Source organism: Microcoleus sp. Z1_A1, from assembly GCF_036700305.1.
In the GTDB taxonomy this organism is placed as follows: Bacteria; Cyanobacteriota; Cyanobacteriia; order Cyanobacteriales; family Microcoleaceae; genus Microcoleus.
In genome coordinates this window covers 1-16,083 of record NZ_JAUBOR010000015.1, presented here as the reverse complement: position 1 = coordinate 16,083, position 16,083 = coordinate 1, and the positions used below count along the sequence as shown (strand labels likewise).

Here is a 16,083-nt window from a genome sequence, read left to right as displayed (position 1 = left end):
GACACCAACTAACTCAAACCCACCACCTCAACCATCCTTTTCAGCGAACTCAAGTTCACTAAAATATCCTCAGTCAGCGAATTCTGATACATCAACTGTCTAATAGGATAGCATTCAAAAGCCTCGCCCGTTAAAAAGTAATGTTCCAACTGCAAATATTGACTGATTCCCCAGTAATAATGGCTGATATAGTGAGGCGACACCAACTCAATTACTTTAGTTCCCTTGCCACAAAAAATTGTATTTGTCAATCCGCTGCCGTGGGCTGCAACTATTACCTCAGCGTGGGAAAAATGAGCAATTTGCTCTGCCAAAGACATCGACTCAGGAAAAATTGAAACAAACCCAAAGTTCTCCAAAACCTCAACCGCATCTTCCTCGTTCAAAACTCGTCGATATCTTGCTTTGCTGCGGCTGATGTAAATGCGTTTGGGATAGCTCGAACTAGGTATAATTTCCTTGAGAAACTCGCGCCTCAAAAAATCCATCGCCCACCCAGAAGGCCAGCCCAAATATCCCGCAAAAGACGGCACAATCAACTCGGTTGCTTGAATGTGAGGCACGCGATCGCTCTCCAAGACTTTCTCTTCTGGAATGCCCAGAATTCTTAGACTTTCCCGCTGAAATTGGTGCTGACAACTATTCACCAAAAACCAATCAATCTCCGCCAAATCCCTACCGCTGTGCCGCAGCAATTCTATCCGTGGCAAAACATCAACCATCCAGTGAAAATAGACATTTCCAGACAAACCCGAAAGCACCGCCACGCTACCGTCAATTTGCTTTAAACCTGGAAAGGATTCTAACTGAAAAACGCTGTGTTTCCTCACATCATGCTTTTCGCATCCCGGCAAAAATCCCGGATAATCTCTCGACACATCAGCCAACAAATAATTGTCAGGAGTAATTACAGCGATCGCCTTGCAAATCAGCCAATAATTTTCCTGCGGCACAATCCAAACTCGCCCGTTGGGAATTGCCGCCACAAAAGTCTTGGGCGACTCCACAGGTAGCGGTTGCGAGTTGGACAAACGGCAAATTCCCCAACCCAAATGCACCGGATCGAACCACTTAGAAAGTCGCTGCAAACACAGCCCGCAAGTTAACCCCGCACAATCGGAATTTGCCAATTGGGAATTGGATCTCGCAAATTGGGAATTCGGAATATTTTCTGCACTTGCTTCGGGTGCAGGTTGCCAAAATATTTCCACATAATTGTCAGCCTCCAACTTAGCATTAACCAGCCAATCCCAACTCGATAAATAAATACCGTCAGGAGGTTTGATAGAAGTGCTATCTGGCAAGATAAAACTCAGTTTTTTCCACTCTTTCTGCTCCCCATACCCGTGCAATTGCAACTCTAAAACTTTTTGATAATAATCGAGCGCCCGTTCCCAGCGCCCCTGTTTTTCCAGCAGTTTTGCCAACTCAAAATAAACCTGCGGTAAAGCAGGTTGAATCGTCAAAGCCATGCGGTAAACGGCAATTGCTGCAATGAACCGCTTTTGCTGGGCTAAGGAATTTCCCACCCGCCAGTAAATCTCTGCATTTTGTGGCTGAATTTGCAAAGCTTTTTGATAATAAGCGGTGGCAGATTCATGCCCGCCGTACTCTGTTAAAGCATTTCCTAAATGCAAGTAAATTTCGGCTAAATTATCGCAAATTTCAGCAACAGGTAATTCGCAAGCTGCACTTGACAAATATCTAGCCACACCATCTTTTTTATTTACTTTTAAATCTGTTAAATCCGTGACATCCGTGACATCCGTGACATCCGTGACATCCGCTACAAAATCCGTTGCCGAACTTCCCATCAATGCTGTGAGAAATCGATCGCACGCAGCGATCGCCCTGGACAATTCATCATCTTCTACCGCCGCAACTCTGCGCCTGTCTCCTAAGCGGCAGTAGGCTTCAACAAAATCAGGCTTCAGAGCTATTGCCCGCTCAAAATAAGGCATGGCTTCAGCAATTTTGCCCAAAACCATCAAAGAAAACCCGGCGTCTGTATAGCCTGAAATATAGTCGGAATTGAGCTCGATCGCGCGATCGAAACAAGCAAGCGCCGCCGAATGTTCCCCCTGCAATTGCCACGCTTTCCCCAGATTGTAGTGAGCCAAAACCATGTCCGGCTCCAACTCAATAGCTGTGAGGTAAGATGCGATCGCCCGATCGGGACTTTTGTCCAGCAAGGCTTGACCCAAATTATTGTGCAGCGTCGCCCAATCCGGCTTAATCTCGATCGCCCGTTGGTAAACTTCGATCGCCTCAGCAGCCCGATCGTCCTTGAGCAAAATCACACCCAGATTGCTGTAAGCTTCCACGTAATCCGGCTTTAGAGCGATCGCCTGTCGGTAGGTATCCATTGCCGCTTCGAGCTGACTATTTTCACCTAAAACCACAGCCAGATTGTATAAAGCATCGAGATAATCCGGTTTTTGGGCGATCGCCTTTCGGTAACAGTCGATCGCCCCCAACAAATTACCCTGCTTGTGAAAAATATTTCCCAAGTTATAATGAACTTGGGCCCAATCTGGTTTCAAATCCAGAGCTTGTCGGTAGTGAAAAACCGCCTCATCCAGCCACGCATAGTCGCTGTAAAGTTGACCCAAATAAGCATGAGCCAGAAAAAACTGGGGCGAAATCTCCAAAGCTTGCACAAAAGCGTCTCTTGCCGCCGTCGGATCGCCTTGAGCTTCGAGAATTTCCCCTAAAGTCGTGTAAGCCGAGGGCGAAAACGGTTGAAGTTCGATCGCCTTGTTGCAAAACTCGATCGCCTCAGTTAACTTCCCCCGGTTCAAATAAATTTGGGCTTGCCGGATATATTCTTCAGTGCTCATTGCTAGCGGTGCAGTTGCGGTTTCTTTACCGCTTCAGTAAAACCTAGAAATTCTAATTTAAAAACTTTCTATTTATATTTTGCCCGATCGGGCGATCGGTTAATTTTATCAATAACTGTCGATCGATTTTTTTTAACTGCCCCTGCTTCAGTTCCTGCATTGAAGATTTCAACCTCACCCCGCTTGTAGCAGAGTGAGGTTGAAATCCTTTAAAACTACCGGCTTTGTGAGAACAGCCCCGAATCTTATCCGGTGCTGCCCCACAACTGCCAGTTGTTTTAGAACAACTCGAAGTTGTTCGAGGTAATAGTCAGGCCAGGCTGCAATTGAGCAACAGTTAGCACTCCGCTGGCGCCGTTGAAGAACAACTTACCGCTTGTTGGGTCGTAGACCAACTTGTTCGTCGTGGCTGTTCCTGGAGTAGCTTCGTTGAAATTAGAAACGACGACAAACTCGCTTGCCTCGAAGCTGCTGCCCAAGCCAGCGAACACACCGCCCTGTTTCAAGCGGATCTTATCTTCGCCTGGGGTAAAGTCAGTGATCGTGTCTACGCCGAAATCGCCACCAGCACTCGCGAAGTAGAACGTATCGCTGCCAGCACCGCCGATCAGGACATCGCTGCCTCTGTCGCCAGAGATCAAGTCATTGCCAGCGCCACCATCGACAGTATCGTTTTCTTTACCGCCGTAGAGAGTGTCGTTGCCATCGCCACCGCTGACAAGATCGTTGCCTTGGCCACCAAAGACTGTATCGCTGCCACTTCCGCCAAGTACAGTGTCGTTGCCTCTGTCGCCAGAAACCAAGTCGTTGCCATCGCCACCGTCTACCAGGTCATTCCCTTTACCGCCAAAGATTAAGTCATCGCCGCTAACGCCAGCGACCACATCGTTGCCGCTGCCTGAAATGACGGTATCGTTGCCGTCGCCGCCGCCGACACTATCATTGTTGCCACCCGATATAATCAGGTCGTTGCCAGTGCCACCAGCGATGACATCAGCGGCCTCAAAAGTCAGAATGATATCGCTGCCGGGGCTGCCGTTCAACCTGTTAGCGCCTACGGGGGTGCCAATAATGGTTGAGCCACCGCCACCGACACCGCCTGGTTGTGTAGTTGGTGTTGTTGGATTTGTTACCTGTGTCATTTACACTCCTCCTAAAAGATCAATCATTTTTCTACAATACACTTTTCCCTCCAAAGGGATTCAATAAATGAAACCGGACATCGGTTGAGACCCTAATTGACCCGGCTGCTATAAGCTGTCATGTAATTTAAATTGTCAGCAGCGAGCCTGGGAGCGCGAGTTGAATCCTGTATTCGTTGAGCAGCAAATCTCGGTTGTTTCCTGCTTTTGACTCTCGACTCCACCACTGCCTCCTCTAACACGAAAATATTCCACTTAAACGTTTGCGAGTTTACCATAATGACCATCGATATGGCTAGTCATTATTAAAACAATACCCGGAAGATACACAGAGACCATTTTTAATGGAAGTATGCTCTCAAGATTGAGAAGTTGCACCGGGCCCGCGGGCCCTGTCATCGCCGGAGAGTTCGATCGCCCGCAATGAGGCTGGAACTGAGCTGCGATTTTTTTAAGTACACTGTACTTGACCAGACTTTTGATTTTCGCCAATAGTTCCCCAGAAATCAAAAGTTTGTAACTCGCTTTGAAAGCAAGCCCACGCACGCTGGAGGCCGGATTCAATCAAAAGTGGCTCCCAATACAGTCCCGGACGAACTTTTGAGCCTCATCGCCTTGATGTTTCCAGCCAAATCCCTCACGCTCAATATAGAATTTTGGCTAAAAACCCAGTTTTTCAACCCCCATCCGTCATTTCAACCACGATCCGCATCCATCCGCACAATCAGACAATGTAGCGCGATCGTCTTTTGGTCAAAAGTTGGGATCAACGGTGGGCCGGTAGATTTGTGAGGGTAATGTCACTAGATTTTAGATTTTAGATTTTAGATTTTAGATTTAGTCCACAGATGAATCTGGGAACTGGAACTAGGATATAAATTTTTGGGCTGCTGGCGAATCCTGCCCCAGTTATGGGTTAGCCCCATTGTAGTTATGAATAATTTACCTGTTTATCATGAATGCTGAAGCCGTCAATTTTTTGATGGCATCTATCAAAGCCAATGTAAAATTCTTACCTCGATACTCGCCGGATTTATCTCCCATCGAGCTGTAGTGGGCAAAAATCCAAGCGATTTTCCCTTTTGAAGCATATCCACCTTCAAATGTTCTTGATGAAGCGATTACTAAAGCTCTTAAGGCTCTTACTGATGAAAATGCTTGGCCATCCTTTCATCACTCTGGTCTATTTTGAGAACAAATTAAATAGTTAATTTTTGCGGTACATTCGATGGCTAATACCTGTGAGTGAAAATATTGAGTTTTTAGCAAAGACTTTTTTACTAATGGTTGTTAACTTCGAGCCGATCATTAACGATTAGCCAATTCCCCGAAATTTGAGCCGGCAGTCATTCAGAGAAAATCTCTACTTATTCCTAGCGGTGTGCTTCTAGTTGCGCTGGTGAGGCGTTATAATTGCTCTGGCTGTCGTACTTGTAGATGTGAGCGTGAGAGTCACTCTCGAAAATATAATTGATGGAAGTAGCTCCATAGTATGCCAGCGCTAGCAGCGACAATAGATGAAGAACTCTATAAATTGGTTTCTCAGATACTTCGTTCATTTTGACTCCTACTTTTTATGCAAATAACTAATTTGGATACCGTGACGGCACTTTTTTTTTGAAGTTCCCAAACATCTCGTACTTCCAAAAATTTAGCTGGCTCGCGTTATACACTCCTGATGCCCGATCGCCAAAAATAAGTCGTACTTGAGACTTGAAACAGTTTTGGTTGCCTATTTCATATTGCAGTCTCTGCCTTGAATTGTCTATCTAACTGCGGTAAGAGTTAGGGATTTTGGGCGCAAACGAACTCTACAATTTCCTGCTTAGAGCTGCTACGATTTGAATAAAGGGATCCCGAAAAGCTTAAATGGCAAAGAGTCTAGCTGTTTTTCCACGCCTCGCCAGGATTTTCCCACCTTCGATTAATGGTACGCAGTGGTCGGAAGTAATGAAAATTCTTAAGTTGGTCAGCGACCGACGAAAATATGTCTGAAGTTATATTTTTGCAAGCAACAGGCCATGTTACATTACATATTTATTTTGAGCTTGGTTGATGTGGCAGATAATTTTTTAGTAAAAAAAAATTGCGGTCGTTGTTCGACAATGTGAGTCTGACAATTTTGCCGGAACAATTTTAACTGAAAGCATCCAGGATACCCGCCACGTGATTCATTCCGAAAGCAGACTCAGTACCCAGAAATAAAAAACCTGTATCCGATAAAGGAACCCCCGAATTTATCTCGCGCAAGTCAATGCTTCAAATCTAAAATCTAAAATCTAAAATCTAAAATCTAAAATCGCGCAATCGATTGACTGAGCCGCACCGTTAATTCACGATGTGACAGAAGAAAATTAGGCATCAGTCAATTGGAGACTTTGGCGTGATACGTGGGCTAGGGCGTGCGTCAATCTCGCTTAGTTCAACGATTGGAGATTTGAGATTTATGCCACAGATGAATCGGAGAGCTTGAACAAGATCCTAAAATTTAGGGCAGCAGCCGACTCCTGTCGGAAACTTGTATCCGTTTTTGGGCTGGATCAAAAAGCAGAAGGCAGAATTTGATAGCGGTAAAAAAATACTGTTTTAGGATTCAGAATTTTTATTTGATTCTACCTTCTAGCTGCATTTTTTTAGTATGAAACAAGATAAATTACTCGCTGCCAAAAGCGATGCACGCCGAATAATTTAGGAAGAGATAAGCGAGTGTGTTGAAGCCAGTTACTTCCAAAAGTTATTATATTTTTTGCTCGCATTGAGCTGTTTGTACAACAGACTTTTTGCTAGTAATTTGCAAAAGGGATAGGGGCAGAACAACAGGCCAAAACAGAGGGCCGATTATTAAGGCTATCCAAGATATCACGTCTTTTTTAGATGTCGCAGTATCATTCCAAAAACTTTTGAACCAAACAAGAAAAACGATTAAGGCAATAGAAAAGTAGCTAATCATTATCATTTTTTGACCTCCCTGTCTATAGATGGGATAGAAGTATTTATAATTATTGTATCTCAGGCGGTGGCTCGCCGATCGCAACTTTATGCCCTGAGCCACAAGCTGCAAGTGTCTTAAACCAAAAGTTTCACAGCTATGCAAGTCCATAGCCTGCAATGTTGAGCGGAATTACTCCTGCTGCGCGGCGGTATTGGAAACTTAAAGCCTTGCGTTCAGGGCTTTTCGAGGTTTTGTCAAACCTGGAGGCTACCACCCCAATCATAGCTTATGCGATCGAGGTATTGGGTTTGCTGTGATTTAAATCACGTATACTGGTAGACTTCGGTCACAAATCGAGCCAAGAACGATCGCACAGCTTAGCCGACTGCAATCACCCTACTCTTTTGTCAAATGCTCGATATTATAATAGTCGAGTTCAACGAGATTTCATGCAAGCTCTGACTTTAAAATCCGATCGGGCGATCGCTGAACTGTTCTATCAAGTCACCAATTCAGGCAATCTGACTCGCACTCAAAGCCACGGATTGCGCGAACTCTGCCAAAGCGCTCTCAGCGAAGATGCCAGAGATGCAGTCAACCGCCTGCTGCACGCCATCCGCCGCGGATGGGTCAGGATTTCCGATTAGTCTCCTCACACAAAAAGTTGAGATGAGTATTTTTACTTTCTCTCCTGTCAAGCTTTGCCAACAATAAGATTGAAGTGAGTAGGTCGATCCATTAACCCTCTCCAAAAAAAAATTGTAGTGCGATCGAAAAACTCGAACCGGTTTCTTGAAGAAGCCGGGATTTTTGATTGGAAGCAGCCAGTCGATTTTAGATTTTAGATTTTAGATTTTAGATTTTAGATTGACTTCACATATGAATCTGGGAGCTTGAACTAGAGCTTAAAATTTTGGATCGATGCCCACTCCTATCGGAAACTTGTATCTGTCTTTGGGCGGGTTATTAAGTATATCCACGGAACAAAGACCACACCAAGAAACTAGGTAAATGTAGGTAAAAGCGGGTTCCTAAACAGGCTAAAAGTTGTACCTTCAATTAAGCCATGCGATTTAGCTAGCAGTCATTAGTAATCTCTTAGGATCGCGAATTAAATAACTTACAATTTTAATTGTTATTGTGGGATGGGCGTCCTGCCCGTCATGAGTGGACGGGCGGGACGCCCATCCCACTTTCAAGAGTGGAAGTTATTTAATTCTCATTCCTTAATAGATAAATCTTAATTTATTTGTCACCGTTTCTTAACCAAAAGTAGAGATTTCGGAGTTGCCAAAAGCGAGAAATCGGGACGGGGTTTGTGTTTACAGTGCCAGGGCTATCGAGGAAATATCCGATCCCCTAGTCCGGCTGACACAAATCACTCATCAAGAGCCAATCGATCACATTTACTCCCGTAGTTGAATCACATAAATTTTGGAAAAATTAGTTAATACTGTCAAAAGTGAGTTCAAAAAAAAACACATGATGACAACCCAAACGCTGTTACCTCAATTTACTATTGCAGAGCTAGTCTTTCAGGTATATCACTCCGGTCTGCTGACTCCCACTCACCGACAACAGCTCAAGACAGCGCTGTTAAATGACTGTCTTACCGAAGAAGATCAAACAGCCATCAACCGCTTGCTCCACGCAGTTCGCCGGGGCTGGCTGAAAGTTGTAGATTAAACTCGGTGCTAAATTTTTTGCCACTACTCTTTAAATGCACTGTCACTTGAAGGCAGAATTAAATCCCCTTAAAAAAATTAGGCATTAGCCTAAATGTAGGGTGCGCCATAGGCACCCTGCCGTTTTAACTTCTATTTTCTCAGCTTATTTAGTCACAGATTGTGCCGTCAGGCATCATGGCCTCTCTCAGATTCGCTTCATCCAAATTAGTCCCACGCAAAGAAGCTTGATGCAAGTTTGCTCCCCGGAGATTTGCTCCCTTAAGGGAAACTCCGCTCAAATCTGCTTGATGGAGATTTGCACAGCTCAAGTTAGCTCCACTCAAATCGGCTCCCTTCAAATCAGCTTTTTCCAGATTTGCTTCCGTCAAATTAGCCCAACTCAGATTTGCTTGAGTTAGGTTAGCACGGCTGAGGTCAGCTTGTGTTAAGTTTGCATCGGTTAAATTTGCTTTGCTCAGGTTGATTCCGCAAAGCTTTACTTCTGTCAAGTTGGCACCTTGCAAGTTAGCGTTAACTGCATAAACTTGAATCAAAATTGCCCCCTGAAGGTTTGCATCTCTCATGTCTGCACCCCTGAGACTCGCCCCCGTTAAATCGGCTCCACTGAAGACGACACTCCGCAAGATGGCTCCGCTCAAGTTCGCTCCCACCGCCTCGCATTCGCCAAAATTAGCGGACATGAGGTTGGCTTGGGAGAGGTTGGCTTGACTGATATCTGCTTGATACAGATTAGCTCTGTATAGGGTGAGACCGATCGAATTTGCACCTTTTAAATTAGCGTGACTCAGGTCAATATCGCGCAAATTTGTCCTTGACATATTGGCACCGCTCAGGTCTACTTTGTGAAAAACCCGTTCTCCGGCTGCATACCGTCTGAGAAGTTCATCTGCATCCATGTCATTTTCCCCAAAATATTTAATAATACCTTTGATATTTAAATAATATTAGGAATGAGTGACCTTTACGTTTCTTGGGCTGAGTACCATCGGAAAATTGAGGATTTGGCTGTAAAAATTGAGGAATCTCAGTGGAAATTCGATCGAATTGTCTGTCTGGCGAGGGGAGGGCTGCGGGTTGGAGATACTCTGTCGCGGATTTTCGACAAACCTCTGGCGATTTTAGCGGCCTCGTCCTATGGTGGGGCCGAGGGAAATGTCCGGGGCGCGATCGAGTTTGCCCGCGATTTGACAATGGTGGGCGATAATTTGGGCAGCAGCATTCTCCTGGTTGACGATTTGGTGGATTCGGGAATTAGTTTAGAGCAAGGTATCGCTTGGCTCAAGAATCGCTACGGCGAGGATATTCAGGAAATTCGGACTGCTGTACTCTGGTACAAGGCTTGTTCTGTTGCAAAGCCGGATTATTATGTAGATTATTTGGCGGACAATCCTTGGATTCACCAACCTTTTGAAATGTACGAAAAGATGAGTGCGGCTGATTTTGCGGCACAAGTTGGGAGTTAGTCAATAAAAAACTAAAATCAGGTCAAGCTTTAATATGGTTTTGCCGATATTTTGCACTTTTTGGCATAGTCCGTCAGGGGTTGAAACCCCTGTCTCATAGCTAAAGTCCTCTGAAGAGGACTGGATATTTATCAAGGTTCGGCAGTCTGTTTCAACTCTGATATTGCACCAGTATCAGCAACAGGCAAGATGCCTGTTCCACAAAGAGTGAATTTTCTTGTGGAACAGGCATCTTGCCTGTTCCTAAAAGGCTTATTGAGAATGGTGCAAGATATAAGTTTCAACCGACTGTCTTCTATGAGACGAGGAATTAATGCACTCCTAGGGCTTGTGGGTAAGTGCAAGTCGGCTGATAGAATTAGCGAACCGAAAGAATACGATCGCCCAATTCCATACTATCTGCCAAAACTTCCTGCCGCGCCCACCTATCCGCAGCCAAAATATCGTCTAAACCAGGACTTTCACAGTTATCGGCTTGATGTTTGTCGCACGCCTTCTCAATCAACTTCGGAATATCCAAAAACTGAATCTTCTCCTGCAAAAATAGCGCTACCGCCTGTTCGTTTGCCGCATTCAGCACCGCAGGCATCGAACCGCCCGCACGTCCCGCCGCATAAGCCAACTGCATACAAGGATACTTTTCGTGGTCTGGTTCTCGGAAAGTTAAATCCCCAGCTTTTACCAAATCGAGCCGTTCCCAATCTGTATGAATTCGCTCCGGCCAAGACAAAGCGTAAAGCAGCGGCAAACGCATATCCGGCCATCCCAATTGCGCCAAAACCGAGGTATCTTGCAACTCAATTAACGAGTGAATTATGCTCTGAGGATGGATGACAATATCAATGTCGTCATAATCCATTCCGAATAAGTAATGAGCCTCGATGACTTCTAATCCTTTATTCATCAAAGTAGCAGAATCGATCGTGATTTTCTGCCCCATCGACCAATTTGGATGTTTCAAAGCATCGGCTACTGTTACTCCTGCTAATTTGTCGATCGGCAAATCTCGAAAAGAACCCCCCGAAGCAGTGAGAATAATTCGCCGCAACCCGCCAACCATAACACCTTGGAGGCACTGAAAAATTGCCGAATGTTCCGAGTCAGCAGGTAATATTTTAACGCCGTATTTTTCGATTAAGGGGTTGACAACCGGGCCCCCAGCGATTAATGTTTCTTTATTGGCTAAGGCGATATCTTTGCCTGCTTTGATAGCCGCAATTGTTGGCAGCAAACCGGCACAGCCAACTATGCCAGTGACGACGGCTTGAGCGTCACCGTATTGGGCAACTTCGACAACGCCTGACTCGCCAGCAAGTAAAATAGGTTGAGGGTCGATGTCTGCGATCGCCTCCTTCAATTCCAGTAATTGATCTTCGTCGCAAATCGCGACAATTTCCGGTCGAAACTGGCGAATTTGCTGGGCCAGCAACGTTACATTTCGTCCGGCGGTTAACCCGACAATCCGAAATTGATCGGGGTATTGAGCTACAATATCCAGAGTCTGAGTGCCGATCGAGCCTGTGGATCCGAGAAGAGTTATTGCTTTCACAATTTTTTAAGGTTTTGTGGATTATTCTAATATTACGATTGCGGGGATAAAAATTAGTGGTTAACTATTGCGTGGAAAGCACATTCGATGGAATCATATTTTGAGTGACCGAAAGCATCCAGGATACCCGCCACGTGATTCATCCGTCCAGAAATAAAAAACCTGTATCCGATAAAGGAGCCCCCGAATTTATCCGTGGGGTCAATGCTTCGATCTAAAATCTAAGATCTAAAATCTAAAATCGATTGACCACAAGGTGCCAGATTTCATGCAGAATAGGGAAAATTTTGCTGATGACCGTGAGGACATCAGTGTCTCGATCGCCGAAAATATAGATGAAGGTCGATCCCAGCTACCGTCGAGTTTGGTTTGGGCGATCGCGACTGCTGCGGCAATTTTCTTGTTGTGTAGCAGTTTACGCCACGCTTTATTCCAATCAACTGCTTTCGATTTGGGAATTTTTGACCAAGCAATTTACTTAATCAGCCAAAACCAAACGCCTTTTTCTTCTTTAATGGGGATTCATATTTTGGGCGATCACGCAGCGGTAATCTATTATCCGCTAGCTTTGCTGTACAAAATTTACCCAGATGTGCATTGGCTGCTGTTGGTACAAGCAGTTGCATTATCCCTGGGGGCTTGGCCTACCTGGAGTTTAGCGCGTTTGGCAGGTTTGAATCAAGAACAATCCCGTGCGATCGCATTGATTTATTTGCTCTATCCGGTGGTATTTAACATCAATTTATTTGATTTTCACCCGGAAGTAATCGCTTTACCCGCACTTTTTGCCGCAATTTTGGCAGCGCGTTTAAATAAAATTGTGTGGTTTTGTACCGCTATTGTGTTAGTTCTCAGTTGCAAGGCGGTTTTGTCCATAACCGTTGCTGCTATGGGTTTATGGCTGTTTTTTTGCGAAAAAAAGCAACGGTACGGGGCGATCGCACTTTTGCTAGGTGCAGCTTGGTTTTTGATAGCTTCCCAGAAAATAATCCCCTTCTTTAGCGGCAGCGAAGTCGCTGGAGTCGGGCGCTACAGCTATTTAGGAAAATCCGTACTAGAAATTATCATCAATCTCATATTAAAACCACAGTTAGTATTAGGAAAAATTCTTTCCTTCGATACATTCAAATATTTATTTCTCCTCACCTTACCTGTGATTTGGCTGCTATTGCCATTTTCGGGCAAACTACGGATACAATATCTAACAGCGCTAATTCCTGCCCTCCCTACCCTCCTGATCAATATCCTCTCTGACTTGCCATTTCAACGCAGCTTAGCCTATCAGTATTCAGTACCTGTAATTCCCTTTTTATTTTTAGCAGTAATCGCGAAGGAAGAAACCAGGAAGAGGGAAGAAATAAAAGGCAACAAGGAAGAATATCAAGCAAATAAGCAACAGTTTTTAACAGGGGTGAATCTGCCACAAATTAAAAACTTCCGAATTTCTCAACTTTGGCGGGGAATTCAATTGCCGAGAATCATGATAATTTGGTCATTACTAATTTTCCTATGTCTGGGCGAATATAAAGATTTTTATCTGTACCTAAATAGACTAGATACCTGGCAAGCTACACGCGAAGCAGTCGCACAAGTCCAACCCCAAAGCAGTATTTTAACCGATAATAGACTTGCCCCTCACTTTGCCCATCGCCCAATAGTAAAATTGCTTTCACAAATTTCGCCCCAAACAAATTTAGCTGAATTTCAATACATATTATTAAACCTGCGCCATCCCTGGCCTGATACTGAAAAACTTGGTGATACCTTAGCAAAGCAACTGAAAAAGTCTCCCGATTTTAAATTAACTTATCAAAAAAACGAAGTTATGCTATTTAAACGAATCGCTGATTAAATAATAAAATGCGAACTTTAAAATTCCTAAAAACTCATCCAGTATTTTTAATGATTGTCGTGACAACGATAGTCTTATTTACCGCCAGCAGCGCGCGGCACGCTTTGTTTCAGTCAACTGCATTCGACTTAGCAATTTTTGACCAAGCAATTTATTTAATCTCCCAAAATCAAACGCCATTTTCCTCTTTAATGGCAATCAATATTTGGGGCGACCACGCCGCTTTTATTTTCTATCCACTAGCTTTACTTTACAAAATATATCCAGATGTTCACTGGCTTTTTTTAGTACAAGCTGTTTCCCTAGCTTTAGGCGCTTGGCCGAGTTGGAGTTTGGCACGTCAAGCCGGATTAAACGAACAAAAAGCAATTGCAATTTCAGCCGTATATCTGCTTTATCCCGCAGTATTTAATGTCAACCTCTTCGACTTCCACCCAGAAGTAATTGCTTTACCAGCATTGCTAGCAGCAATCTTAGCCGCGAGGCTGAATAAAACCTTGTGGTTTTGTGCTGCTATTGTATTAGTTTTGAGCTGCAAAGCCGTGCTATCTTTAACTGTGGCTGCGATGGGTTTGTGGCTGTTGTGTTTTGACAAAAAACGCAATTGTGGGCTCATAGCTCTCTTTCTAGGCGCGGGTTGGTTTCTGGTAGTTACTCAGGCAGTTATACCGTATTTTAATCAGGGAAGAGAACACGCGGGTATCGGGCGATATCAATATTTGGGAAATTCTGTTTTTGAAATTGCTATTAATTTAATAGTGAAACCAAATCTAGTTTTAGGGCGTTTGTTTTCTTTAGATACTTTTGGATATTTAGCGTTATTGCTATTACCTATAATTTGGTGGCTGTCCCCGCGTCATCTGTCATCTTTAATTAGTGCTGTGCCGATGTTGGCGATGAATATTCTTTCCGATATCCCCGCTCAGCGGGATTTAATTCATCAATATTCTGTGCCGATATTGCCGTTTTTGTTGGTAGCCGTAATTTCCAGTTTGGCAGCTACCAATCAGCAAAAGGGAAAAACAATATTTGAGAGATTGCCACTTCCTAATTATCCCTTGCCTAGAGTCATTGTAATTTGGTCGTTGATTGCTTTCTTAGCTTTAGCGAAATACGGCTATTTTTGGACTATTTATTTAAAGGGGATCGACACTTTGCCGGCTACCAAAGAGGCAATTTCTCTTGTGGAAACCAAAGGCAGTGTTTTAACAAATGCTCAGATTGCTCCGCACTTAGCGCACCGCCCTGTGGTAAAATTAACTCAGGCTAACGCGCCACCTGCAAATCTCGCAGAATTTGATTATGTATTGCTGAACCTCAGATATCCTGGCTGGATGAGCGATCGAGCTTTTGTTAAAAACTTAGTAACTCAACTAAAAAACACCCCTCAATTTCAACTAAAATATCAGCGAGACGACATATATCTATTCACTAAGGATCGCGAATTAAATAACTTACAATTTTAATTGTTATTGTGGGATGGGCGTCCCGCCCGTCCCACTTTCAAGAGTGGAAGTTATTTAATTCTCATTCCTAAGAGTCATTAGTCAGCAGTCATCAGTCAGTAGTCAACAGTCAACAGTCAACAGTCAACAGTCAACAAATTCGCGCTAATCCTCCACTTTCACAGCCCTTCTTGCCAACTTCACGTAAGTTTTCACAGTTTCATAAGGCATTTCCAAATCAGCAGCAATATCCAGCAAAGATTCCCCCAATTCCCGGCGCGCCAAAATCGTTGCCCAAGTTTCCGCAATCTCAGCAGCGCGACTTCCACCTTTACGTTTTCTGTGCGCCATAAACTTCTGTGTCAATTCCTCTATTCGCGCCGCCAATACGCTTTGTATCGACACTTCAGGTAGGGCTTCTGTCAACCATTGCGATCGCGTTTGTCCCAATCCAAAAGTTGTTTTGTAGCCGATGCCGCAGTAAGGCGCTAACCGCCCCAAAGCATAAAATAACTGTACAAAATCAGGGCGATTGTGAGCCGATCGCCCTAGCCCAAATTCCACCGCCCCAGTGAATCCCGTTACCATACCTTTTTTGCCCGCCGCTACCTTTTGCGACTCCAATTCGTGGCGGCTAATAATTGCATTTTTATCAATCCAGTTCAAAAATTATGCTTGGTAAAAATTTACCACCTAAAAGTTATTCCAGCGGCGCAAATAGCTGTGAAAAACATTTTCGGTAACTGGCAAAGGGAAGTGATTGCCTTTGCTACGAAAGCTTGTAGGAGTCACAAAAATAAGTTTGATGGTGGGCAAAAATGGGCGTTCGGCTGTTAATAATTGCTGGTAATTTGTGGGAGAAAAAGCAATATCCCAAGAGCGAATTAGCAGCGGAGCATTTCGCAAATCTATCTCTTCGGGCAAATTTTGCAGCCACTGACTCAGCCACTGCACTACGGGCTTTGAAAGTCCTGTTACGTACCAGCGATAAATGCGATCGCCCAAAAGCTGAAATTCTTTGCCGCCGAGGAGCAAATCACCTTCCAATCCCGAAAGAGTAAAGGCTTTTTCTGACAAGCGAATTTCTTCATGTGATACCCGCCACGTGATTTATCCGTGGAATCAATCCCAAATCGAAAATCGAAAATCCTCAAGAAAGAGCATTTATCCGT

Annotated in this window: 10 protein-coding genes and 1 pseudogene; 5 read left to right on the top strand and 6 right to left on the bottom strand. The window is 44.3% G+C overall.

Features of this window, described 5'->3' with window-relative positions; all coding sequences use genetic code 11:
* Nucleotides 1-8 precede the first annotated feature (8 nt).
* The 3 genes from QT973_RS12340 to QT973_RS12330 form a co-directional block, all read right to left on the bottom strand.
* Complete coding sequence (locus QT973_RS12340) at nt 9-2,840, bottom strand: tetratricopeptide repeat protein (RefSeq protein WP_333391414.1); 2,832 nt, start codon at nt 2,838-2,840, stop codon at nt 9-11.
* A gap of 278 nt (nt 2,841-3,118) precedes the next feature.
* Nucleotides 3,119-3,982, bottom strand: coding sequence for a calcium-binding protein (locus tag QT973_RS12335; RefSeq protein ID WP_333056491.1), 864 nt, complete (start codon nt 3,980-3,982; stop codon nt 3,119-3,121).
* 1,373 nt (nt 3,983-5,355) lie between these two features.
* Nucleotides 5,356-5,541, bottom strand: a complete 186-nt coding sequence (locus tag QT973_RS12330; protein ID WP_333056490.1) for a hypothetical protein — start codon at nt 5,539-5,541, stop codon at nt 5,356-5,358.
* 1,822 nt (nt 5,542-7,363) lie between these two features.
* Here QT973_RS12330 and QT973_RS12325 point away from each other — a divergent pair.
* Together QT973_RS12325 and QT973_RS12320 are read left to right on the top strand one after the other, a co-directional pair.
* A complete protein-coding gene (locus tag QT973_RS12325) occupies nt 7,364-7,561 on the top strand; it encodes a hypothetical protein (RefSeq protein WP_333056488.1) in 198 nt (65 codons plus the stop codon).
* Nucleotides 7,562-8,399: 838 nt separating this feature from the next.
* Nucleotides 8,400-8,600, top strand: a complete 201-nt coding sequence (locus tag QT973_RS12320) for a hypothetical protein (RefSeq protein WP_333056545.1) — start codon at nt 8,400-8,402, stop codon at nt 8,598-8,600.
* 148 nt (nt 8,601-8,748) lie between these two features.
* Here the strand turns inward: QT973_RS12320 and QT973_RS12315 are convergent, their stop codons facing one another.
* A complete protein-coding gene (locus QT973_RS12315; RefSeq protein WP_333056487.1) occupies nt 8,749-9,498 on the bottom strand; it encodes a pentapeptide repeat-containing protein in 750 nt (249 codons plus the stop codon).
* Nucleotides 9,499-9,552: 54 nt separating this feature from the next.
* On the opposite strand from QT973_RS12315, the gene QT973_RS12310 reads away from it, so the two are divergent.
* Nucleotides 9,553-10,065: a phosphoribosyltransferase family protein gene (locus QT973_RS12310; RefSeq protein WP_333056486.1), complete on the top strand. Its 513-nt coding sequence runs from the start codon at nt 9,553-9,555 to the stop codon at nt 10,063-10,065.
* Nucleotides 10,066-10,423: 358 nt separating this feature from the next.
* Here QT973_RS12310 and dxr read toward each other — a convergent pair whose 3' ends face one another.
* On the bottom strand, nt 10,424-11,614 hold the full coding sequence (gene dxr, locus QT973_RS12305; RefSeq protein ID WP_333209211.1) for a 1-deoxy-D-xylulose-5-phosphate reductoisomerase: 1,191 nt from the start codon (nt 11,612-11,614) through the stop codon (nt 10,424-10,426).
* 268 nt (nt 11,615-11,882) lie between these two features.
* Here dxr and QT973_RS12300 point away from each other — a divergent pair, with 268 nt between their 5' ends.
* Nucleotides 11,883-13,466, top strand: coding sequence for a DUF2079 domain-containing protein (locus QT973_RS12300; RefSeq protein ID WP_333391412.1), 1,584 nt, complete (start codon nt 11,883-11,885; stop codon nt 13,464-13,466).
* An 8-nt stretch (nt 13,467-13,474) separates the two neighbouring features.
* On the top strand, nt 13,475-14,932 hold the full coding sequence (locus QT973_RS12295) for a DUF2079 domain-containing protein (RefSeq protein ID WP_333209213.1): 1,458 nt from the start codon (nt 13,475-13,477) through the stop codon (nt 14,930-14,932).
* A gap of 144 nt (nt 14,933-15,076) precedes the next feature.
* Here the strand turns inward: QT973_RS12295 and cas6 are convergent.
* Nucleotides 15,077-15,865: pseudogene (gene cas6 / locus QT973_RS12290) on the bottom strand (CRISPR system precrRNA processing endoribonuclease RAMP protein Cas6).
* Nucleotides 15,866-16,083 lie beyond the last annotated feature (218 nt).

Excerpts from the sequence above, each read along its gene's own strand:
- QT973_RS12335 (WP_333056491.1), bottom strand. The coding sequence starts at position 3,982 with ATGACACAGGTAACAAATCCAACAACACCAACTACACAACCAGGCGGT.
- QT973_RS12330 (WP_333056490.1), bottom strand. The coding sequence starts at position 5,541 with ATGAACGAAGTATCTGAGAAACCAATTTATAGAGTTCTTCATCTATTG.
- QT973_RS12295 (WP_333209213.1), top strand. The coding sequence starts at position 13,475 with ATGCGAACTTTAAAATTCCTAAAAACTCATCCAGTATTTTTAATGATT.
- QT973_RS12320 (WP_333056545.1), top strand. The coding sequence starts at position 8,400 with ATGACAACCCAAACGCTGTTACCTCAATTTACTATTGCAGAGCTAGTC.
- QT973_RS12300 (WP_333391412.1), top strand. The coding sequence starts at position 11,883 with ATGCAGAATAGGGAAAATTTTGCTGATGACCGTGAGGACATCAGTGTC.
- QT973_RS12340 (WP_333391414.1), bottom strand. The coding sequence starts at position 2,840 with ATGAGCACTGAAGAATATATCCGGCAAGCCCAAATTTATTTGAACCGG.
- QT973_RS12310 (WP_333056486.1), top strand. The coding sequence starts at position 9,553 with ATGAGTGACCTTTACGTTTCTTGGGCTGAGTACCATCGGAAAATTGAG.
- QT973_RS12325 (WP_333056488.1), top strand. The coding sequence starts at position 7,364 with ATGCAAGCTCTGACTTTAAAATCCGATCGGGCGATCGCTGAACTGTTC.
- QT973_RS12315 (WP_333056487.1), bottom strand. The coding sequence starts at position 9,498 with ATGGATGCAGATGAACTTCTCAGACGGTATGCAGCCGGAGAACGGGTT.